Below are 20,943 nucleotides of genomic sequence, written 5' to 3'. Positions count from 1 at the left end.
GATGCGCAAGCGCTACATCGTTCTCACGCTCTACATCATCTTCCTGATGTTGCCGATTTACTGGCTGCTCAACATGTCGTTCAAGACGACCAATGAGATCCTCGGTGGCTTTAGTGCATTTCCAAGAGACTTCACGCTCGACAGCTACAGGACGATCTTCACAGATCCATCCTGGTACAATGCGTACATAAACTCGATCACCTACGTCGTGATCAATACTGTGATCTCTGTCGTGATTGCGCTTCCGGCCGCCTACGCGTTTTCACGCTACCGCTTCCTCGGTGACAAGCACCTGTTCTTCTGGTTGCTTTCAAACCGCATGGCGCCTGCTGCGGTCTTCGTTCTTCCATTCGTGAATCTCTATTCAGCGGTGGGTCTGTTCGATACGCCCTGGGCCGTGGCACTGGCCCACACCTTGTTCAACATTCCCCTCGCCGTCTGGATCCTGGAAGGGTTCATGTCAGGTGTTCCCAAGGAATTGGATGAGACGGCCTATGTAGACGGCTATTCGTTTCCTTCGTTCTTTCTGAGGATATTCTTGCCGACGATATCTGCAGGTATCGGTGTCGCAGCGTTCTTCTGTTTCATGTTTTCCTGGGTTGAGATGCTGCTCGCCAAGAATCTCACATCGGTGGCAGCAAAACCCATCGTCGCGGCGATGACGAAAACGGCAAGCACCTCGGGCTATGAACTGGGCCTTCTGGCGGCGGCCGGGGTTCTGACGATCATTCCTGGCGCCATCGTCATCTATTTTGTTCGTAACTATATTGCCAAGGGCTTTGCCCTTGGCCGCGTTTGAAGAGGGCCCTCAATGGATCCGCACGCTATGTTCTCGGCAGACTGGTGGCAGCAGCCCCTCGGGAGCTGGATGGCCTGGAACCGGGTTACCATCGCCTTCTTCGTTTATGTCTTTGGATCCATTCTCGCCATGGGCATCTGGGAGTACTTTGAGCCAGGTGGATCTCCGCGCCGTGGCATCTTTCACCTCGAGACAACGAGGGGTGACAGGCTGTTCATGACCCATCTTGGTACCGCATTCATCTTTCTCGGCTGGCTTGCTCTCTTTGGCACGCCACTGTGGGGTGCGCTTGTCATTGCCATCCTCTGGGCAGTCTTCGTTTTCCGCTGGGGATGAAGCGGACGGGGTTGTGCTCTCTGGAAGTCAGGTCGTCAGAATAGCTGGGTCAGACGTCGCCGCGCCTTTGCCTCCGGCAGCGAGACCGCTCATCCCGCGAGACACCGCGCGACGGTCTCCGCCGTCGCCTCTTGCCAAGGACGCAGCCTCACTCCGAAGCGCTGGGTGAAAGCGTCACATGATAGGCGCGAGTTTGGCGGGCGGGTTGCCGCAGTTGGGTATTCGCTGGATGCGATTGGATCGACCGAAGGGCTGGGACCTCCCAGCTTTCTGCTCTCGGAAAAAATGAATGAGGCAAATCCATGCCAACTGGTGCTCCCATCGCCGGTCAAGTGATAGAGGCCCCCCGCCTCGCTCCCCAATGCCGGCAAGACTGCCAGAATTGCAGCAGCGAGATCAACCGCCGAGGTAGGATTACCAATCTGGTCACTCACCACTTTCAACTGTGGACGTTCTCTTCCGATCCGTAACATTGTCTTCAGGAAATTGCCGCCAAATGGACTGTAGACCCACGACGTTCGAAGTATAAGTGCTGCGGGATGGGAGTCCCTTACGGCTCGTTCACCTTCCAATTTTGACTTGCCATAGACACCGAGGGGATTGGTTTCATCGTCCTCGACATAAGGCTGCTGCTTGCGACCATCAAACACGTAATCCGTCGAAACGTGGACGAAGGGAACGCCCAATTGATACGCGGCCCCGGCAGCTGCTGCCGCACCGTCCCTGTTCGCAGCAAATGCACGCTTTGGCTCCGCCTCTGCCTTGTCGACAGCCGTATAGGCAGCAGCGTTGATCACGGCATCGGGGCGAAGAGCAAGGATCTGCTTCGACACAGTGTGCGGCTGCTCCAGATCAAGTTCAGGGCGCCCGACAACGAGCAACTGGAGCGCGCCTTGTTGCGCAGCAACGTCAGACAAGGACGTTGCAAGCTGCCCGGACCGGCCCGTGACCAATACGCGCATCAGCTTGACACTTTTCCCAGGCGCTCACCAGAGTAGCGGGCAGCTCTGAGTGGTTCCCACCAATTCCTGTTTGCCAGATACCAGCTGATTGTTTCGCGAAGGCCGGTTTCAAAACTGTGACGCGCTTTCCAGCCGAGTTCTGTTTCAATCTTGGTCGCGTCGATAGCGTAGCGCAGGTCATGGCCCGGCCGATCACCCACGAAGGAAATCAGTCTCCTGCGAGATCCAGCCCTAGATGGCAGCATTTCATCCAGAAGGTCTGCAATTGTCTCGACAACGGCAAGGTTGGAACGTTCGTTGTGGCCTCCAACATTGTATGACTGGCCTGTCCTGCCCTTCAGCAGCACAAGTGCCAAGGCCCGCGCATGATCCTCTACATGCAGCCAGTCCCGAACGTTCTCTCCCGTACCGTAGACAGGAAGAGGGCGTTCATCCAGACCATTGAGGATCATCAGTGGAATGAGTTTCTCGGGAAACTGGTAGGGACCATAATTGTTGGAGCAGTTCGAGAGAACGACGGGCAGACCATAGGTATGGTGCCATGCCATCACCAGATGGTCAGATGCTGCCTTCGATGCCGAATAGGGCGACGAAGGCCGATATGGCGTTGTCTCGGTGAACAGGCCCTCTCCAAGGGGAAGTTCACCGAACACCTCATCAGTTGAAATGTGGTGGAACCTGAAGCGTGCCCGCCGATCATCTGGAAGCAACTGGAAATAGCCCCTGGCTGCCTGCAGGAGGGAAAACGTACCGAGTATGTTCGTCTCGACGAAAGCGCCTGGGCCATCAATGGAACGGTCGACATGGCTTTCCGCCGCCAGGTGCATGATCGCTTCAATGCCCTCCATCTGCATGACGCCCAGCATTGCGTCGCGATCGCAAATGTCCAGTCGATGAAAGCGATAATCGGGGTTCGCCGCCAGCATCTCGGTCGATCCTGGCGTCGCGGCGTAGGTCATTTTGTCAACATTGACGACGGAGTGGCCCAGATCAAGAACGAGGTGGCGGCAGACGGCAGAACCAATAAAACCTGATCCACCCGTAACCATAATCTTCATGGCAAAAACCCTTCTAAAACGCCAGACTGCTTGCAATATCTGCAAGGAGGGGAGCGGCCGCGTCCTTTGCTGACAATGAAGGTTGCGCGCCCTTTTCGAGTGGCCATTCTATTCCGATCAACGGATCGTTCCACGCAATCGCCCGGTCACACTCCGGTGCGTAGGGTGCCGAGACCTTGTAGAGCACCTCCACCTCGGGTGTCAGGGTGAGAAACCCGTGTGCAAATCCCTTCGGAATGTAGAACTGGTTGAAAGTCGCGGCAGAAAGAACACAGGACACCCACTTGCCGAAGGTAGATGAACCTGGCCGGATATCGACCGCAACGTCGAAAACTGAACCTCTCAGTACACGGATCAACTTGTCTTGCGCCTGAGGTGCGAGCTGGAAATGCAATCCGCGGAGTACGTGAACATCAGCTGAAAAGGACTGATTGTCCTGCATCCAGTCCACATTGATTCCGGCCTGGCGAAATCTCTCCCTCTGCCAAGTCTCCGAGAAAAACCCACGACTGTCACCAAACCGCCGTGGAATGATCTCAAGCACCCCAAGGCCCACATCGCGCACTTCCATCAGGCTGAACCCTGCGAAAGTTGCTGTTCCCTGACCACCTGGCGGAGATAGGCGGCATATTCCGTCTTGCCGAGCAGAGCAGCCTGCGACAGGAGAGCTTCGGTGTCGATCCATCCAGAGAGAAAGGCGATTTCCTCCGGGCAGCAGACCTTGATTCCTGTGCGGACTTCCAGTGTACGGATGAAGGCTCCGGCATCATGAAGGCTGTCATGAGTTCCAGTGTCGAGCCATGCGAACCCTCTGCCGAGGTGTTCGACATTGAGCTCGCCTCGCCTCAGGTATTCACGGTTGATATCCGTGATCTCAAGCTCTCCGCGAGACGACGGCTTCAACGACCGGGCGATGTCAACGACATCCGAATCATAGAAGTAAAGACCGGTCACGGCCCAATTGGACGTGGGGTGCCGTGGCTTCTCTTCGATTGACGACGCACGGCCATCCGCATCGAAGGAAACGACGCCATACCGCTCCGGATCTGAAACATGGTACGCGAAAACGGTGGCACCCTTCATGCGGCTGACGGCAGCACGGCACTTTTCCTGAAGCCGCTCGCCATGGAAGATGTTGTCTCCAAGCACAAGCGCGGCGGGCCCTCCCGCCAGAAACTCCTCTCCAATCAGAAAAGCCTGCGCAAGACCCTTCGGCTCGGGTTGCTCTGCGTAGGATATCGAAATTCCGAAGGCGGAGCCATCTCCAAGCAACGACCTGAAGAGCGGCAAATCACGCGGTGTCGAAATCACGAGAATATCCCGAATGCCGGCGAGCATCAGCACGGACAGGGGATAATAGATCATCGGCTTGTCGTAGACGGGGAGGACCTGCTTGGAGACGGAGAGCGTGAGCGGGTACAACCGCGTTCCACTGCCTCCCGCCAAGATGATGCCTTTTGAGATTTCGGTCATTCAGTTCTTCGGTCCATTAAGCTAAGCTTCTTTACGCTATCAATTTTAGAGGAGCAAGCATATCTCTGGTCTTGGAGTACCGGTTGATTGCGTGATCAAGAGTGTTAAACCGCGTGGATGTCAATTCACCAACCGTGATGGACATTCTGTCATTTGAGTGGAAGACATACTTCGGCGATCAAGATCGCTTAACCTTTAGTTGTTTTTTACGACTTTGGCAGACAGTGGCTTTTCAGGGTCGACTGGACTGATCGAACAGCGGGACCTGCGTTGGCTACACATCGAATGAAAGAAACGCCCAATGGAGTGGCAAAGATCAGCAGTCGTGGCCCGCAGGAGGGGTTGCCAAATCCTGTAACGCGCCTTGCAGAGAGTTCCTCCATCGAAAGGGAGACGCCAGTGTCCTCTAGACAGAAGGAGTATGCCGATCTTTCCGACGCACTTATGTCCCGCAGAGCCGAGTTGGAGCGCGTTGAAGCGGAGTTGCTCGAACTTAGACAGAGCAGGGTCCGGCAGACGATCCCGATTTGGCAGCGACTGATCAATCGAATTCGAACGGCCCTTGGCTGGCCCGCCGCCGCTGAAAACATGATGAGCCGAGGCGAAAGCCCGACTCAGCCAGTCACCGGCAGGAATTCATTGGATTACCAAGTGCTGGAATTCATGCGCTACGACACACGCATTGAACGGATTGAATTCTCAACAGTATCTGACGGCTTCGTGCCGCACGCCTATGGATCTCGAGATGTCACATCGCCTCGAGCGATCGCCTTTTATCTTCCACAGTTCCATCCCTTTCCCGAGAATGACCTGTGGTGGGGAAAGGGATTCACCGAGTGGACAAACGTTGGCAAGGCCAAGCCCCTGTTCCAGGGGCATCACCAGCCCCACTGCCCCATACATCTGGGCTACTACGACCTGCGCATCCCGGAGGTCATGGAAGAGCAGGCCCGGCTTGCACGCGAATACCTCATCTCTGGGTTTGCATACTACTTCTATTGGTTCGATCGCAAAGTTCTCATGGAGAAGCCTCTCCGACAGATGCTTGAAAACGAGAACGTCGACATACCATTTTGCATGATCTGGGCGAACGAGAACTGGACCAGGAGGTGGGATGGTCAGGAGGACGCCGTGCTTATCGCCCAGAAGCACTCGCACGAGGATTCCCGCGCCTTACTCGAATACCTTCGCCCTTACTTTGAGAGCAAACGATATATCAAGGTCGACGGAAAACCCGTGCTCGTTGTCTATCGGACTGACATCATCCCAGCGATGGCCGAGACAGCGGCGATGTGGAGAGAACAAGCCAAAGAGTTTGGATTTCCAGGTCTGTACCTGATAAGTGCCCAGACCTTTGGCCAAAGAGATCCACGGAGATACGGGTTTGACGCCGCGCTGGAGTTTCCACCTCATACTGCCGCATCGAGAGATATCACCGAGAAGATGGAGGATCTCGATCCGCGCTTCACGGGTACCATATATAGCTATGATGACGTCGTGACCAACGCAGTCATGCGTCCGCGTGACGACTTCAAGGTATTGCCGACAGCGATGCTGTCTTGGGACAACACACCCCGAAAGGGGAGCCGGGGAACCGTATTTGCGGGGTTCTCGGCGTCTCGCTATGCGCAGTGGCTGTCTGCGAATGCCGAACGTGTTGCCAAAGACAGCAGCCTGTCCGCCGAAGAGAAGTTGATCTTTGTCAATGCCTGGAACGAATGGGCCGAAGGTGCTCATCTTGAGCCGGATCAGAGGCATGGGTATGGATATCTCGAGGCTACTCGGCAAGTGCTCTCGAACTATACTACGGAGGCGGCGCACTATCTTGCGCCACCAATACCGTCGCACCGACGCAGTGACATCGCCCTCATTTTCCACCTTCACTACGAGGAGGCATGGCCCGATCTGCTCTTGGCCCACCAGCGTCTCGAAAGGCACGAACCGGATGTCTTCGTGACGGTCACTTCGCTGGCACTGGCCAAGCTGGTAAGCAATTGCATTCCAACGGCGATGATTGAAATCGTTGACAACCGAGGACGGGACATACGTCCATTCCTGATGACCTATGCCCGGATTGCCCAACTGGGTTATAGGGCCGTGGGCAAGTTTCATGGAAAACTATCAGTCTATCGGGAAGACGGTCCCGAGCTCCGTACCAAGTTGATCGAGGATCTCGCTAGCGACACCGCACTGAACGTCCTGTTGACCCGCCCTCAACTAGGTCTGCTTACGGCCCGTGGCGCCCTGATAGACCACAGTGACAAGAACCTCACATTCTCCGGCGACCTGACCTCCCGCGTCGCTAACGGTCTCGGACTGAAGAATTGGAAGGGTACCTTCCCTGCGGGCTCAATGTTCTGGTTCCGGCCAGAAGCCCTCACACCTTTGCTTAGCCTCAACAGTGACATGTTCGACATTGAGCGGGGGCTCGTCGATGGAACGCTGGCCCATGCGATCGAGCGCCTGTTCTGCGCCGTCTGCAAGGCTAGCTCATATGAGGTCGATTCTGTCGGAGCGCCCAGACCGCCAAGTCCAGATTAGTCGCCCAGGACTTGGTCGCACTCCGAACCCCATTCAATTCCAATGCAAACGGCCCCCTTATGCTTTTCAGCTCATGGCAATTCATCATTCTTTTCTTGCCAATTGTCGCATGTATCTACTTTCTCTTGAACAGGCAGCAGTGGGTCTCTGCCGGCAAGGCATGGCTCGTGATTGCGAGTCTCTTTTTCTATTCCTATTGGGATGTGAGATATCTGCCGCTGATCCTCGCCTCCATCGTTGTTAACTATGCAATTGGAACAGGCCTATCGCTTAGTCATCAAGCACTGGGCGAGTCACCCAAGCCGGCGTGGCACCAGTCCCACCGCGAGACCGTCCTGCTCATCGGGATTGCAGCGAACCTGCTTCTCCTCGGGTACTTTAAGTATACAGACTTCTTCATTTTGAACACGAATGTGGTCTTCGGAACCGGGTTCAGCCTTCAGGGCATTGTTTTGCCGCTCGCGATCAGCTTTTTCACTTTCACGCAGATTGTCTATCTCGTCGACAGTTATCGAGGTACGACATCGCAGTACAATCTGCTCAATTACTCACTTTTCGTGACCTATTTTCCGCATCTGATTGCCGGACCCATTGTTCAGCACAATCAGATCATGCCGCAGTTCAATGACAAGGCGAACATCGCGCCGAATGCCCACAACATTCTGTTCGGACTCGGGCTCTTTGGGTTGGGCCTTTTCAAGAAGGCCGTGCTTGCGGATACGCTTGCAATCGGAGCGGACCGAGGCTTCGAAGCTACGCACGCTCTCAATTTCTACGAAGCCTGGACAGCCAGTTTGTCCTATACGCTTCAGCTATACTTCGATTTCAGCGGCTACTGCGACATGGCAATTGGCGCTTCCTTGCTGTTCAACATACGGCTTCCAGACAACTTCAACTCTCCCTACAAGGCGACGAGCATTCAGGACTTCTGGCGGCGCTGGCACATGACGCTCAGTGCATTCCTCCGTGACTACATTTACATTCCCCTTGGGGGCAGCAAGGGATCTCTTCTGCGAACGTTTACGAACCTCTTCATCACTTTTCTGCTGGGCGGCTTCTGGCACGGCGCGACTTGGATGTTCGTCATCTGGGGAGCTCTGCATGGTGGGGCGACCATCATCCATCGGCTCTGGACTTCGACGGGTGTATCTCTGCCCCGACCGCTTGCATGGGCAACGACATTCTTGTTCGTGAACTTTGCATGGGTCTTCTTCCGTGCCGAGTCTCTCGACAGCGCGAGCAGGGTGCTACAGGGCATGGGAGATATTCACTCCGCCCTTCCAGTACCCATGAATCAGGTACCGACCGCAGACCTTGCCTGGGCCGGGACTCTGGCCGACAGGCTGGGTCTGGTCCTGCCGCCACAGCTCATTGGGCAACTCCCATTTCTGTTGCTTGTCATTGCCGCGCTGTTGCTGTTACCCGCGAGAAACAGCATGGAGCTGCTGAGCACAAAATCGACGATGCGCTACTACTGGATGGGGGTAATCCTTGGCATCGTTGGGCTGCACTTCTCGCTTGCCAAGACGAGCACCGTATTCCTCTACTTCAACTTCTGAGCTGACATGAAAAAACATATCATCGGCCTGCTCTTACTGGTGGCATCCAGCTTGCTCGTCATCCCGAGCTTCAACCTCTTCTGGTCAGATCGAGCATCGACCTTTGACTGGACCGACCCTGCGGCCCTTTACAACGTGGACTTTGGTCGTCGACTGCTATCGGATGTGCTTGTCCCGCTTGGAATCAGCGTCGACCCATCAAACGTGATCGTCGGTAGGAATGGATGGTTCTTTCTGGGTGATGCCTATGCCAGAGGAGTGTCCGAGCAACGGCGGATACCTGACGAGGCCGATAGAGAGCGCGGCATGGAAATCTCAAGAACGGCGCGCGAATGGCAATACGCACTCTGCCAGGCTGGCATCAAAGCCTACAAAATCATCGTAGGCCCCAACAAGAGCGAGATATATGCCGAGAAAGCACCCTCATGGATGAAAGCTCCGTCGCCGTCAGTAGCCGATACATTCATGGGTGAATTGGGTCCGCAGTATGTGGATGTAAGGCAAGCGCTAGCGGACGCAGCAAAGCAGAGCCATGTGCCACTCTACTATCCCACCGATAGTCACTGGAACCGCCTTGGTGCCGGAGTTGCGTTTCGGACTTTCGCGGAGCAGACCGCCCGTGACTTGCCGGATATACGCTGGCCATCTCCCGAAAGTTACTTGGCTAGTGGCAGGCAAGCTAGATCTGCGGGGGACCTGGCTGCCTTCCTCAACTTGCAACGAGATTATTCAGAGTGGGAGGAATTGCCCTCTCCTCCGATCCGCGCATTGCGCATCACACAGATTGATTGGCGCTCAGGTAAACCTCTTCTATCGGGGCCGAATCAACCTGTGCCGCGCTGGAGCACCCCGATCCTTGTGCGCTCGCCGGACGCGCTCAACCAGCGCAGGGTGTTATGGCTGCGGGACTCCTTCGGTACTAACATGTCTCCCTACATGAGCCAGACCTTCAGCGACATTTTGCAGTTGCATTGGTCCGAGGGGATGAAGCCGGAGGTTCTCAAGGAACTCGTGGACGGGTTCAAGCCCGACTATGTGTTTGTAACCGTAGTTGAGCGCGATGCTCGAAATGAGGCATTCTCAAAGCCGCTGATCCTTCCCGGCGTGAATGGCCATGCCAAGGAAACCGACAAGCCTATTGCTGCAACCCTGCACTCAGTCCACGACGTTGTCGTATCTGACCAGAACTCCGGCTTTGCCATCAGCGGGCCTGATCCTTCCTTAGTCTTTGATCTTCCTAATGGCACTGCTGGGTCCGATAAGACCCATGTAAAGATTGATCTGAACTGTCAAAGCCAGTCACAGCCGGTACAACTTCAGATGTTCTGGGCAACGAACATGGCGGCCGGTTTCAACGAGGCCAGAAGCATCAGGCTGACCTATGATCCCTCCAAGCCTCTCTATCCACTCCACCTCCTTGACTCGGGGCTGGCCGGAGAAAGATTGACGAAGTTGCGGGTAGACGTCGATAGTCCTGCCGTATGCTCAAAATTCGATCTCGCCCCACCCGTTCTTGTGGCCGTCTCGCCTCATAGCGAGGTATGCAACTGAAGAGTGTGCGTTGAATTGCGGGATCGATTGAAGCGATATGCTTTACTAGAGTGAATCAATCTCATCCGCGAGTCCCATATTTGGGGTGCGGAGCACAATGGGCCGAGGAATCGAATGTCAATTGAAAGCGCAAACGCCGCCCCTCCGAACTTCTTTGTTTCAATACACATTCCTAAGACCGGCGGGACGACCTTGGGGCAGGTCTTGAACCAAGCGTTCAACTACCGCGTTCTAATGGATTACGCACCATTCGATGCTTATGCCAGCTGCGATCCGCGGATTCGCGCGGGGCGAGACTTCATTTCGAGTTTCTTTCGTGGCATCCACGGACACTGCAACGTCAGGCGCCACCTCGATCTCTTTCCAGATGCGCAGTATATCTCGTGTGTTCGCCATCCCGTCGACCGCATCATCAGCCAGTACTTGCATGAGTTGAATGAGAACAGCAGCGAGGCACTGTTCCACAAGGACATCGTGGAGGGTCGCATGTCCGTGGTGGACTTTGCATCTATCACGGGTGTTGGTGGAGCAATGTTTCGACACCTCGAAGGACTGGAGATCGAAAAATACGACTTGATCCTCATCACTGAAGCCTTGCCCGTGTCGCTCCGCCTCCTCCAAGCCAAAATGCGAGACCTGGATCTTGCGAAGCACTTTGGCAGCCCAATCAGACTGCCTGTCACTAACAGTCACAAGCAGCGGAAGAAGATCATCGAGTTCGACGAAAAGACGCGAAGCGAAATCTATCTTCGAGCCCCACTCGATGTAGAAGTCTACAGAAGATCTGTAGAACTCTTCAAGGAGCAAGCACGCATTCACCTGGGCTGATGCCTTCCGTGTGCAGGTGAACTCCTGTGCACGGTACAATTTTTGATTGCCTCGCGCCTGGGCCTACCTGAGACCTTCAGTATGTCGTCCCCTGTTCCTTCCACATCGTCACGCAGGAGGTGACGTTTCATGGTGCAGGGAGTTGACGCCGCCAGGAAAGAACGTCTGGTGGCGCGATGTCCGATAGGTTTCGCTTTCCCCGCTCATGACTGGACCGGGCTTGTAAAGATTATGATGACTAAAAACGTTTTTTCGATTATCTGAAGACTTCTTCCTTCCCAACTCCCTAGGTTGTGAGACGCAATATGAGTGCTGTAGCTGATGGATCATGGCGGAGAGTTCTGGGCATCAACCGATTGCTGGGCCGAAACATGGCCGGGGGTACCTCCTCCGCAACTCACTCTGGCGTCGATGTGAATTCTCCCATCGTGCAGATGTCGTTTGGTTTCGATGCTCAGTTCTACATCAAGAACTATCTCGACGGAGACCCGAAAGTGTCTTCGACGAACGCCTATGCCCACTATCTGGCAACGGTTAGGACCTCACGAGCTTCTCCCAACCCAAACTTTTCAGAAGAATGGTATCTCTCACGCTACAGCGACGTAAGGGAGGTCGTTGAAGCCGGAAAACTTCCTTGTGGTTTCTATCACTATCTCATCGCCGGCCAGCGTGAAGGACGGATGCCGCGGTTTGAGTTGGACAAGGCACTCGAGTTTTCACTGCCAGGCGTCACGGCTCCGAGCTTGAGGAACAACATAGAGGATCTGCGGGCACGTACGCGCAGACTGGATCTTCAGACCGGCGCGCCGGGCAGCAAGACGTTGTGGATACTCATGCCACACTTCAACCCGGACATTCTGTTCGGCGGCTATCGTGCATTCTTCGAGTTCCTGAGGGCCGTCAAGGCAAGTTTTGCAAACGAATTCCAAATCAAAGTCATCACCACTGGAGAGCGGACGGCAAACAAGGACTATTTTCAGTGGCGCGCGCGTGGGAAGGCAGACTACGCGCTTTTCGAGGATGTCGACGTCAAGTCGCTCGATGACCACGCGTCGATTCGTGTCGGCCCACATGATCGTGTCGTGGCCTATTCAACATGGGATGCCTACTTCGCGACCCAAATTGCAGCCCTGACGGATGAGCCGAGGTTCATCGGATTTCACCAGGAGTACGAGCCGATCTTCCACAGCTTCGGATCTCACTATGCGCTGAGTGCAGCCGCATATGATCTTCCCAGCTATCCCATTTTCAACTCCAGCATTCTGGTGGATTACTTCAAGCAGCACCGGATCGGTCTGTTTGGCCGTGACGAGATGCCGGCGGAGGGGAAGGACTATGCAGTCTTCGAGCATCTGATCACGCCCTGCCCCCTCGCCAGACCAGAGGAGATGGCGAAGAGGAAGGTTCGGACATGCGCCGTCTATGCTCGGCCTGAAGGACATGCGGCGCGAAACCTCTATGAGCTGATCGAAATTGCCTTGCGTGACCTCTGTGCAGCGGGCCATTTCGATTCCAAGTGGCGATTTATCGGCTTGGGCAGCCTCAAGCAGCACCCACCTGTTGCACTGGGTCGCGGGCATCAGCTTGAATTCATACCTAAGATGAGCGAAATCGATTACTTCAATTTTGTCAGTTCCATCGATCTTGGCATCAGCCTGATGTACGCGCCCCACCCCAGTGTGGTTCCGTTTGAGTTTGCAACCACGGGCGCGCTTGTCGTAACCAATACTTTCGAGAATCGGTCGCCTGAATTCCTCAAGAGCATTTCGGCCAATTTTGAAACGACACCCACAAACATCGATGGCCTGAAACATGCTATTGAACGAGCAGTGGAACGCATCCCCGCCTTCGATCAGAGATACCAGAATGCCTACCGTCCAATAGCCAGCAGTTGGGGAAATGTATTCAACCCCACATCCATCGAGCAGATATTGCGGCCCGTCGGCATGGTGCCGAGCCACGCCGACTAACGGATGCGCGTCCGCCAACTCCCCTTCGTGGACTGAGCGCGTGCGAAGCGGGGACTTGTCGTGACTGTCGGGCAGTGGCGCAACGACAGGACTCTCAAGATCCTTTCAGATAGCCGTACAGGTCGTCGGCGTTTTCTGGTCTTTGTGGTGCTACGCGAAGATGTGGCGTCGTCACTCCTCAGCCTGACACCAGAGCAGCGCAACTTCGACCTTGCCCTCCGGCTTTATGCGCCGCCCGGCAAGAATGAGTCTCTCTTGTCGCAGGCGGAGTTCGTGATGACGGGGGGGCTCAGCAAATTTCATGCAGCGGAGCTCTTTCTGCGGGATCGTGGCCTCTTGCAGGCCTACGACGGCTATCTGTTTCTGGATGGTGATGTGGAGTTTGACGCTTCGCGGCTAAGTCAGTTCTTGGCCTTCGTCGACGCCGTCGGGCTACAGTTGGCGCAGCCCGCATTGACGCGAGATTCGGGTGCCTACTGGAAGATGACTCTTCAGCAACCCGGTTACATCTACAGGGAATCGTCGTTTGTCGAAGTGATGGCACCATATATCAGCCAGAAGGCCCTCTACGCCTTGATCCCCACCTTCAGCCAATCGATATCAGGCTATGGTCTCGATCTGGTCTGGCCCCGACTCCTTCAAGATGCGTCGATCGGAGTCGTCGATGCTTTCCAAATGCGCCATCGCGAAAAGGTAGATCACGAAACCGGGCGGTTCTATACATACCTCAAGTCGATCGGTGTTGATCTTGACGAGGAGGAGCGGCAGCTTCTTGCCCGCTACGGCATCCAGCGTGAACACGCTCACAGCCGCCGCGGATATTTCTGGAAGAGGCGGTTGTTTGGTCAACCAGGTTCGGGCAGCCTGTGTTCCGTGCCGCTACCCGCAATCGAGTCTCATACCGACAGACAGCTCATCATTGATATCACAATGGGAATTGCAAAAATGCAGTCGTGCCGGCCAGAGCCGGAGAAGGAAAAGGCGGTCAGATCCCTGGGTGCGGAGGAGGGTCTCTTGGGCTTTATCAACTAGACCCGACAATGGACCTCCTTGATCCGGCCGCTCGTCCCAGTCCCTTGATCCGCCAGCTTCGTCATGCCGGCTTCTGGCTGTGCATGTCCACGGTGACCATGGTCTATATGGTCCTCCTTCCCGCCCTCATGCTGCCCCGACGTTACGTTGTCGCCATTGTCAATTCCTATCTCGGAGTCATTCTCCGCCTATTGCGTGTTGTGACGGGACTGAGCTTCGAGGTGAGGGGGCTAAGCGCACGGTCGTGCGGCCCCACGCTCATCGCCGCCAAACACCAGTCGGCTCTGGAAACGCTTGTGCTACAGCACGCGCTCGGTGATCCGGCCATCATTCTGAAAAGCGAGTTGCTGGCCCTTCCCATCATCGGCAGCATACTCCGCAAGATGGGACATATTGGTGTTGACCGCTCCGGAGACCTTGATGCTGCACGCTCGCTGCTCTCCGCGGCCCAAGCAGCACATCACGCAGGCCGGCCAGTCGTCATCTTTCCGGAAGGTTCACGTCGCCAGGTGGGGGCTCCGCCGGACTACAAGGCGGGCGTGGGGTTGCTGTATTCCGCGTTGAAGGCTCCCTGCTGGCCCGTTGCGGTCAATTCCGGGCGCCAGTGGCCGGCGGGAACCGTCCTGCCGTCTCCGGGTCATGCCGTAATCGCATTTCTTCCCCCAATCGAGCCCGGGCTGCGTCGGGACATGTTTGTTCGACGCCTGGAACACGTCATCGAGGAGGGGACGGCCTCCCTTTTCGAGCTACCGGCACGAAATCTGCGGGGAGGCCAATCTGGCAAAGATGTATAGACAGTAGGGCCTCATCTTTCTAGATTGCCACAACGCAAGATATTTCCATGGGTGGGCGTTCCGCGTCGCATGACTGCATCTGACCATATCGAGGATCGGCTTCTCGCGATCGTGGCGCGTGAAGGGTTGATCGACAAGGCCAAGCTCACCCCTGACGCCACCCTTGACAGCCTCGGGATCGCGTCCGCTGACGTCATTGTCATCCTGATGGCAGTCGAGGAAGAGTTCGGAGCCTACATACCGGTGGACAGTTCCCTCTCTGACGCGCGAACGGTCGGAGACTTCGTCGTGGCGTTGCGGCCACATCTGGAGAAGCAGCGCTCCTGATGGGATCGAGGCCGCGCGTTTTCATCACCGGCATGGGTGCCGTCACCGCCCTGGGACTAGGGGTGAATTCACTGTGGGATGCCACGCGCGAGGGCAGAACCGGCGTGCGGGTACTGGCCCTGCCCCGCACCTCCAATCAGCAAGTGAAGCGGGCTGCGCACCTGCCGGATTTCGATGCCGCTACTCTGCTGCCCGCCGAGACGATCAGGTCGACAGATCGGTTTGCACAAATGGCGCTTGTGGCCGCCCGGGAAGCGTTGGCCGATGCAGGGTGGCCCGCATCAACACCCCTCGGCACAAGGGCTGCGGTTCTTGTTGGCAGCGGCATTGGTGGCGCCACGACGTCAGACATCGAGCACTACAAATTCTATCAGTCGCACGAGCGCACTGACCCGATGACCATTCCGAAGGTGATGCCAAACGCGGCCGCCTCCCACCTGTCGATGGCGTTCGGTGCCAAAGGCATGTCCCTTGCGGTGTCGAGTGCATGCTCCTCCTCCAGCCAGGCCATCGGCCTGGGGTTGATGCTGCTGCGCCAGGGATTGGCCGATCGGGCCCTGGTCGGCGGAAGTGAGTGCCTCATCACCCCTGCAACCTTTCGGGCATGGGAGACACTCCGTGTCATGACACTCCGCGATTGCCGGCCGTTCTCGGCCGGACGTGACGGAATGGTCCTCGGCGAAGGCGCCGCGATGCTGATGCTCGAGACCGAGCAGTCAGCACGGGAACGCGGAGCCCGGCCGCATGTGGAACTCGCCGGCTTTGGCAGTACGAGTGATGCTGGCGATATCGTGCGGCCAGATGCAACAGGCGCAGCAACGGCCATGCAGTTGGCTATTGCCGATGCCGGCCTGGAGGCGGACGACATCGATTACGTCAATGCACATGGAACTGGCACGATTCTCAATGACCGGTCTGAGAGCGAGGCTCTCCTCCGGGTGTTCGGTTCTGGAGTGGACAGGCTTTCAGTATCCTCCACGAAACCCATACACGGACACACGCTTGGTGCGGCCGGGGCTCTCGAGCTTGTTGTCACCGTCAAGGCCACCCAAGCCGACGTGGCTCCCCCAACGATAAACTGGCAAGGCCCGGATCGTGACTGCCTTCGTGATCCGGTGCCGAACTTGGCGCGGCCCGTTTCTATATCGGCCGCGATGTCAAACTCGTTTGCCTTTGGCGGGATCAATGCGAGCCTCATCGTGCGCAAGGCCTCTGCTCAGTGACAGCGATGCCGCCCAGCGTGAGTCTTCCTGCATTCCCATTCCGGATTACTCCGAAAGAGGCCCGCAGCTATCGTGCAGCACTTGGCCTTAGCGGAGACGCACCGCTTGTCAGTATGGCATTCCGCGCGGCCACAGCAGGCCAGGTTGTCGATGCAATCGGCAAATTCGCCAGAGGCCGCTATCCCCTCCATGCCGGGCAGGATAGCCACGCGATACATCCCCTCCAACTGGACGTCGACTATCGCTGTGAGATTGAACTCGTGCCGGTCGACGTGAACCGCCTTCGTCTCGAGCAGTGCCTGAGAGATAAGGCGGGTCTTCTCTGTCTCCAGACGTCATCCGACATTTGGTTTGTGGAGCGTTGCTCCGATGACCAGTGAGATCCCGGAGCCTCAGCAAACAGGCGTTGTCACCACGGAACAGGTCTTGGCCTTTGCGCGCGCATCGGGAGATGAAAACCCAATCCACTTCTCGCCCAGCCATGCGCGTGATGCCGGTCTCGAGAAGCCGATCCTGCATGGAATGTTCATTGCGGCCCGATTTGAGGCTCTTCTCGAGAGCCTCAGGGACTACCATACAGTCACGTTGCAGATTCGCTTCGTTCGCCCGGTGCCGGTCGGTAGCGCGCTGATTCTCAAGGCGCGCAAGCTCGATATGGCGGACTCTCGGCTCCACTTGCGTCTTCTCGCCACTCTTGCGGATGGTACGCTGGTTGCCATTGCCGAAGCAGGCTTGGAACCCAACGCTTAGAAATGCCTCGTCAGGCAATCCGAAGATCCGGCCCGAGCAAGCACAGGCTACTGACCCGCTGTGAGAAAGTAGAAGCCGACCAGGCAAGGTCCGGCGACGATCCACGAGTCGATGATGTCGAGCAGTCCTCCCTGGACTTTCATGACCGGCGGGTAGTCCTTCACGCTGGCGCTACGCTTGGCGGCGGAGCCAAGGAGATCACCGGTGATTGCCGAGGCAATCACCACCATTCCCCCCATCAACATTTCGAGCAACGGTAGCCCGAGCCATGACACAAGCGCCAGGACTGCCATGAACAGGGTTGCGCTTCCCGTGGCAAGGCCTTCCCATGTCTTGCGCGGGCTCAGGCGCGGCACCAGCAAGGTTTTGCCAAACAGCTTGCCGCCAAGAAGCGAAAAACTGTCAAATGTCTCGACAAGAAAGAAGGCCAGAACAATGAGGGACGCCATGCCTGGCTGACCTGCCAGATGGCAAAACACCGCGAAGGGAATCAAAGGAAAAATGCTGAATCTAGCAAGGTCACCTACGAGGGAACGAGGCCGGGAGAAGCTCATTGCAAGCAATGACGCAAGCATGAGAGCCGCAGCACCTGGCAGCACAAGCGCTGAGTCGCCGAACCAAGCCATCACACAAGCGACCGGTAACAGGAGCGAATACATGAGGCGGACGGGTCTTGCGGCAATGAGCCCGTGAACGGTTCCACTCTCGAACCCGATCCGTGAAGCAACGATCACAAGAAGGGTAAACAGGGCCCAACTGGGCAGGAACCATGGCAGAACCCCCGCGGCGAGGATCCCGGCCTCCGAGACCAGGATGGGCCACAGGCCGCGGGCGATCGTTCGGGTCTGCGGCAGCACCGTGAGAACAAGCAGAAGCAGCGCGCCAACGGCGAATGCCCATCCGATCGCCTGCGCAAGCGCGGCGACGGTCAGGTGGTCTGTCACGGATCCTCACCAGAGCGCTTGATGAGCCAGTCCTGATAGCCGCGGAGCAATGGGGCGATGAGACTATGGGTGCGAGCCAGCATTTTGAGCTGCCAACCGAAAGTGACCTGAAAGTCACCTCGCTCTGCCGCGCTGATGATGCCTTTTGCGACCGCTTCCGGACTCATGACGCCACCGCCGCGCGCAAGCTCGCTCGTCACTTTCGGTCGCAGCTTCAGTTCGGAGCGCAGCTGCGGCGTATCCGTGTCGCCTGGAAATGCTATGGTAACAGACACGTTGCGGGGCTTCAGCTCCACACGCAGGCTCTCTGCAAGTCCGCGCACGGCGAACTTTGCAGGACCATAGGAACTGTACCCATAGAGACCCGCAAAGGCCGCACCTGAGGCAATGAGCACGAGTCTTGGTCTGGAAGACTTTTCGAGGTGCGGAAGAATGAAGTGCGCGAATTGCAGGGAGCCAAGGTAGTTGGTTCGCCACTGGTCCTCGTGGTCCCGCAACGACTGCTTCACGAACATGCCCGGGATCACGATGCCGGCGGACGATATTCCCCAGTCTGGAGTACCGAAGGCCGCGACGGCCGAGGCGATCGCCTGTTGCAATTCCTCGGCGTCCCTGACATCCGCCGAAAAGGTCTGAACCTTGGCCCGTCCATCAGCCGCAGACAAAAGGACCTCACGAGCGGCCCCAAGCTTGTCGCGATTGCGCGCTATCAGGGAAACGGAGGCGCCGCGCGACGACAGCAATTTTGCGATTGCCAGGCCGATCCCGCTGCTTCCGCCCGTGATGATCGCATGTCCCGGCATCGCTGGGATCAGAGCCTTCCTTCGGCAAACTCGACAAGCAAACGCTGGCCTTCGTCATCCTGCACCTGGCGTGGTGGATGCTTGAACAGGAAGGCGGAGGCCTCCCAGATCGCACCGGACAGTTTGCGGTCAAGGGCAATCTTCGCGCAGCGGATGGCCGACATCGCCATGGCGGCGGCATTGGGCGAATCTTCGACCGACAGCCGCACTTCCATATTCATGGGAACACCACCAAGAAGGCGACCCTCGAGACGCACATATCCGACCTTCTGGTCGTTGAGCCAGGGAACATAGTCGGAGGGTCCGATCCGGACATTGTCGTCCGAAAGCCTGCTTTCGAGCACGGATTGCACGGCTTCTGTCTTCGACTCGCGTTTGCTGAGAAGCCTGTTGTGATCCATCATGTTGAGGAAGTCGGTATTGCCACCGACATTCAGCTGATAGGACCGGTCCAGCACAGCGCCGCGCATGTCAAACAGATGGGCCAGCGTCCGGTGAACAATGGTGGCCCCAACCTGGGCCTTGAAGTCGTCGCCCAGGATGGGAAGTCCGCGCTGTTTGAATGCGCTGGCCCAGACCGGATTGCTGGCGAGGAAGACCGGAATGGCATTGACATAGGCGGCACCCGCCTCGAGAGCGCATGTGGCATAGAACTCGCTGGCCTGCTGTGAGCCGACGGGCAGGAAGCTGATGACCACCTCGGTACGCGCCGCCTTCATCGCGGAGACAACCTCCGCCGCGGACATTTCCGGTGCCGGGCTCGGCACGAAGCTGCGCTGCGGCGCCTGGTTGCCGAGAAAGGCAGTCATTCCGTCGAGATTGGGACCGCGGCCCACCGTCACATTCGTCTTTGGCAGGCTGGGGTGGAAAACGGTGGTGCAATTGGGGGCTGCGAACACGGCCTCCGATAAATCCTGGCCCGTCTTGCGGCCATCAATGTCGAAGGCCGCGACGAATTCGATGTCGCCCGGAACGTAAGGCCCAAGCTTCGGAAATGGTACCCCGATCGCTGATGCGCCCTGAGCGCGGCAATAGTAGACGCCCTGTACGAGTGAACTGGCGCAATTGCCCACACCCACGATAGCCGTGCGAATCAAGGTTACCCCTCACGAAAAAGTATTCAAATTTAAGTTATCCGGACAACTGTCACAAAATTCCCGGCAAGACAAGCCGTTCAGAACAACACCTTGGACAAGGCCTGTCAGCTTGTCGTGGGCCATTGAAATCCGCACTTGTCCGCAACCGTCTGCAGAAGACTTCCCGGTTCTGGTCTCCGATATCGCTCTTCCTGCGACAAGCCATAGTTCCACAAGTGAATTCCGACCGTATCGGAGTTGATCCACCGCCGCCAGTCGTAACTGCCGTCCCAGATGTTGTGGCGTTCGTCCCATGGCAGGCCCGAGACCCAGGTGACGGGACGGGCGTCGTCGAACATGCCGCGCTGCTGCAACAGCCAGGTGAGCAGGTTGGGACCGATCACGCCCCAGTCGTGGTCGCTGACGTGCTCGGGTTTCCCCAAGGCTTTCCGTAACTTGAGATATGTTCGCCGCCACAGGGGATACCAGCCGGGGATGGGGTACTCGTCAGCGGCGTGGAGGCGCAGGTCATCGATCAGCGGATGGCCCGGCTTGATCCAGATGAAGCAGGAGCCGACGAGCTTGCTGTCCTCCAACCCCACGAGACAGTCGCCCGCAGCCTCGGGCGCTTGCAGGAACAGAACGTCGGTATCGATCCAGGCGCCGAGTTCCAAGCCAATGATTTCATAGCGAAAACGATCAGAAAACAAGGCCACGCTGCCGGACTTGCGATGGCGGATCAACTTGTCGAGGCCAAGCACCTCGCGCGCATCGGCGACGGCGACACCCTCGGGGATGCCATCCACATCCTCATAGGTGAACAGGCGGACGGGGCAGCCGGTGGCCACGGCGGAGGCAAGGCAGAGGCGCTGCAGGGGTGGTAACGTGCCGCCAATCCATAAGCTATTGAGATTCAT

General features: G+C 57.0%; 20 protein-coding genes. 12 read left to right on the top strand and 8 right to left on the bottom strand.

Features of this window, described 5'->3' with window-relative positions:
* Position 1 precedes the first annotated feature (1 nt).
* Positions 2-799 carry a carbohydrate ABC transporter permease gene (locus DK847_RS08500; protein ID WP_111197737.1) on the top strand — a complete coding sequence of 266 codons (798 nt, stop codon included), beginning with the start codon at positions 2-4 and terminating at the stop codon, positions 797-799.
* Positions 800-811: 12 nt separating this feature from the next.
* Positions 812-1,135, top strand: a complete 324-nt coding sequence (locus DK847_RS08495) for a DUF2160 domain-containing protein (RefSeq protein WP_245414561.1) — start codon at positions 812-814, stop codon at positions 1,133-1,135.
* Positions 1,136-1,224: 89 nt separating this feature from the next.
* Here the strand turns inward: DK847_RS08495 and rfbD are convergent, their stop codons facing one another.
* Genes rfbD through rfbA form a run of 4 tightly spaced genes read right to left on the bottom strand, consistent with a single transcriptional unit; the run spans position 1,225 to position 4,628 of the window.
* Entirely contained in the window at positions 1,225-2,097 is an 873-nt protein-coding gene (rfbD, locus tag DK847_RS08490) for a dTDP-4-dehydrorhamnose reductase (protein WP_111197736.1), read from the bottom strand.
* Positions 2,097-3,155, bottom strand: coding sequence for a dTDP-glucose 4,6-dehydratase (rfbB, locus tag DK847_RS08485; RefSeq protein ID WP_111197734.1), 1,059 nt, complete (start codon positions 3,153-3,155; stop codon positions 2,097-2,099). The genes rfbD and rfbB overlap by 1 nt, the downstream gene beginning before the upstream one ends.
* A 13-nt stretch (positions 3,156-3,168) precedes the next feature.
* Positions 3,169-3,726 carry a dTDP-4-dehydrorhamnose 3,5-epimerase gene (gene rfbC, locus DK847_RS08480; RefSeq protein ID WP_111197733.1) on the bottom strand — a complete coding sequence of 186 codons (558 nt, stop codon included), beginning with the start codon at positions 3,724-3,726 and terminating at the stop codon, positions 3,169-3,171.
* Complete coding sequence (gene rfbA / locus DK847_RS08475) at positions 3,726-4,628, bottom strand: glucose-1-phosphate thymidylyltransferase RfbA (protein WP_111197731.1); 903 nt, start codon at positions 4,626-4,628, stop codon at positions 3,726-3,728. The genes rfbC and rfbA overlap by 1 nt, the downstream gene beginning before the upstream one ends.
* Positions 4,629-4,934: 306 nt before the next feature.
* Here rfbA and DK847_RS08470 point away from each other — a divergent pair, with 306 nt between their 5' ends.
* From DK847_RS08470 to DK847_RS08420, 10 genes are all read left to right on the top strand, one after another.
* On the top strand, positions 4,935-7,169 hold the full coding sequence (locus DK847_RS08470) for a glycoside hydrolase family 99-like domain-containing protein (RefSeq protein WP_161957200.1): 2,235 nt from the start codon (positions 4,935-4,937) through the stop codon (positions 7,167-7,169).
* Between the two features lie 59 nt (positions 7,170-7,228).
* Entirely contained in the window at positions 7,229-8,728 is a 1,500-nt protein-coding gene (locus tag DK847_RS08465; RefSeq protein WP_111197727.1) for an MBOAT family O-acyltransferase, read from the top strand.
* Between the two features lie 6 nt (positions 8,729-8,734).
* Entirely contained in the window at positions 8,735-10,279 is a 1,545-nt protein-coding gene (locus tag DK847_RS08460; protein ID WP_111197726.1) for an alginate O-acetyltransferase AlgX-related protein, read from the top strand.
* Positions 10,280-10,393: 114 nt separating this feature from the next.
* Positions 10,394-11,107 carry a sulfotransferase family 2 domain-containing protein gene (locus tag DK847_RS08455; RefSeq protein ID WP_111197724.1) on the top strand — a complete coding sequence of 238 codons (714 nt, stop codon included), beginning with the start codon at positions 10,394-10,396 and terminating at the stop codon, positions 11,105-11,107.
* Between the two features lie 305 nt (positions 11,108-11,412).
* Complete coding sequence (locus DK847_RS08450) at positions 11,413-13,077, top strand: rhamnosyltransferase WsaF family glycosyltransferase (protein ID WP_146256079.1); 1,665 nt, start codon at positions 11,413-11,415, stop codon at positions 13,075-13,077.
* A 60-nt stretch (positions 13,078-13,137) separates the two neighbouring features.
* On the top strand, positions 13,138-14,109 hold the full coding sequence (locus DK847_RS08445) for a DUF707 domain-containing protein (RefSeq protein ID WP_146256078.1): 972 nt from the start codon (positions 13,138-13,140) through the stop codon (positions 14,107-14,109).
* Positions 14,110-14,117: 8 nt separating this feature from the next.
* Entirely contained in the window at positions 14,118-14,903 is a 786-nt protein-coding gene (locus tag DK847_RS08440) for a lysophospholipid acyltransferase family protein (protein WP_111197718.1), read from the top strand.
* Positions 14,904-14,972: 69 nt separating this feature from the next.
* On the top strand, positions 14,973-15,230 hold the full coding sequence (locus DK847_RS08435; protein ID WP_111197717.1) for a phosphopantetheine-binding protein: 258 nt from the start codon (positions 14,973-14,975) through the stop codon (positions 15,228-15,230).
* Complete coding sequence (locus DK847_RS08430; RefSeq protein ID WP_111197715.1) at positions 15,230-16,453, top strand: beta-ketoacyl-[acyl-carrier-protein] synthase family protein; 1,224 nt, start codon at positions 15,230-15,232, stop codon at positions 16,451-16,453. The genes DK847_RS08435 and DK847_RS08430 overlap by 1 nt, the downstream gene beginning before the upstream one ends.
* 369 nt (positions 16,454-16,822) lie before the next feature.
* The gene (locus DK847_RS08420) at positions 16,823-17,203 is read left to right on the top strand and encodes a MaoC family dehydratase (RefSeq protein WP_111197712.1); all 381 of its coding nucleotides are present in this window, start codon (positions 16,823-16,825) and stop codon (positions 17,201-17,203) included.
* 47 nt (positions 17,204-17,250) lie between these two features.
* Here DK847_RS08420 and DK847_RS08415 read toward each other — a convergent pair whose 3' ends face one another.
* The 4 genes from DK847_RS08415 to DK847_RS08400 form a co-directional block, all read right to left on the bottom strand.
* Positions 17,251-18,147, bottom strand: coding sequence for a phosphatidate cytidylyltransferase (locus DK847_RS08415; RefSeq protein ID WP_111197710.1), 897 nt, complete (start codon positions 18,145-18,147; stop codon positions 17,251-17,253).
* Positions 18,144-18,950 (bottom strand): SDR family oxidoreductase, encoded by an 807-nt coding sequence (locus DK847_RS08410; RefSeq protein WP_111197709.1) that lies wholly within the window; start codon positions 18,948-18,950, stop codon positions 18,144-18,146. The genes DK847_RS08415 and DK847_RS08410 overlap by 4 nt, the downstream gene beginning before the upstream one ends.
* 8 nt (positions 18,951-18,958) lie before the next feature.
* Complete coding sequence (locus DK847_RS08405; protein WP_204508281.1) at positions 18,959-20,047, bottom strand: inositol-3-phosphate synthase; 1,089 nt, start codon at positions 20,045-20,047, stop codon at positions 18,959-18,961.
* Between the two features lie 104 nt (positions 20,048-20,151).
* Positions 20,152-20,943: a hypothetical protein gene (locus DK847_RS08400; RefSeq protein WP_111197705.1), complete on the bottom strand. Its 792-nt coding sequence runs from the start codon at positions 20,941-20,943 to the stop codon at positions 20,152-20,154.

The organism is Aestuariivirga litoralis, from assembly GCF_003234965.1.
Lineage (GTDB): Bacteria > Pseudomonadota > Alphaproteobacteria > Rhizobiales > Aestuariivirgaceae > Aestuariivirga > Aestuariivirga litoralis.
Note: the sequence above shows the minus strand (reverse complement) of the source record. Positions and strands in the feature narration are given on the sequence as shown.

What these genes read in the sequence shown, in the direction of transcription:
- DK847_RS08500 (WP_111197737.1), top strand. Translation starts at nt 2, where the DNA reads ATGCGCAAGCGCTACATCGTTCTCACGCTCTACATCATCTTCCTGATG.
- DK847_RS08495 (WP_245414561.1), top strand. Translation starts at nt 812, where the DNA reads ATGGATCCGCACGCTATGTTCTCGGCAGACTGGTGGCAGCAGCCCCTC.
- rfbD (WP_111197736.1), bottom strand. Translation starts at nt 2,097, where the DNA reads ATGCGCGTATTGGTCACGGGCCGGTCCGGGCAGCTTGCAACGTCCTTG.
- rfbB (WP_111197734.1), bottom strand. Translation starts at nt 3,155, where the DNA reads ATGAAGATTATGGTTACGGGTGGATCAGGTTTTATTGGTTCTGCCGTC.
- rfbC (WP_111197733.1), bottom strand. Translation starts at nt 3,726, where the DNA reads ATGGAAGTGCGCGATGTGGGCCTTGGGGTGCTTGAGATCATTCCACGG.
- rfbA (WP_111197731.1), bottom strand. Translation starts at nt 4,628, where the DNA reads ATGACCGAAATCTCAAAAGGCATCATCTTGGCGGGAGGCAGTGGAACG.
- DK847_RS08465 (WP_111197727.1), top strand. Translation starts at nt 7,229, where the DNA reads ATGCTTTTCAGCTCATGGCAATTCATCATTCTTTTCTTGCCAATTGTC.
- DK847_RS08460 (WP_111197726.1), top strand. Translation starts at nt 8,735, where the DNA reads ATGAAAAAACATATCATCGGCCTGCTCTTACTGGTGGCATCCAGCTTG.
- DK847_RS08455 (WP_111197724.1), top strand. Translation starts at nt 10,394, where the DNA reads ATGTCAATTGAAAGCGCAAACGCCGCCCCTCCGAACTTCTTTGTTTCA.
- DK847_RS08450 (WP_146256079.1), top strand. Translation starts at nt 11,413, where the DNA reads ATGAGTGCTGTAGCTGATGGATCATGGCGGAGAGTTCTGGGCATCAAC.
- DK847_RS08440 (WP_111197718.1), top strand. Translation starts at nt 14,118, where the DNA reads ATGGACCTCCTTGATCCGGCCGCTCGTCCCAGTCCCTTGATCCGCCAG.
- DK847_RS08435 (WP_111197717.1), top strand. Translation starts at nt 14,973, where the DNA reads ATGACTGCATCTGACCATATCGAGGATCGGCTTCTCGCGATCGTGGCG.
- DK847_RS08430 (WP_111197715.1), top strand. Translation starts at nt 15,230, where the DNA reads ATGGGATCGAGGCCGCGCGTTTTCATCACCGGCATGGGTGCCGTCACC.
- DK847_RS08420 (WP_111197712.1), top strand. Translation starts at nt 16,823, where the DNA reads ATGACCAGTGAGATCCCGGAGCCTCAGCAAACAGGCGTTGTCACCACG.
- DK847_RS08410 (WP_111197709.1), bottom strand. Translation starts at nt 18,950, where the DNA reads ATGCCGGGACATGCGATCATCACGGGCGGAAGCAGCGGGATCGGCCTG.
- DK847_RS08400 (WP_111197705.1), bottom strand. Translation starts at nt 20,943, where the DNA reads ATGAATCTCAATAGCTTATGGATTGGCGGCACGTTACCACCCCTGCAG.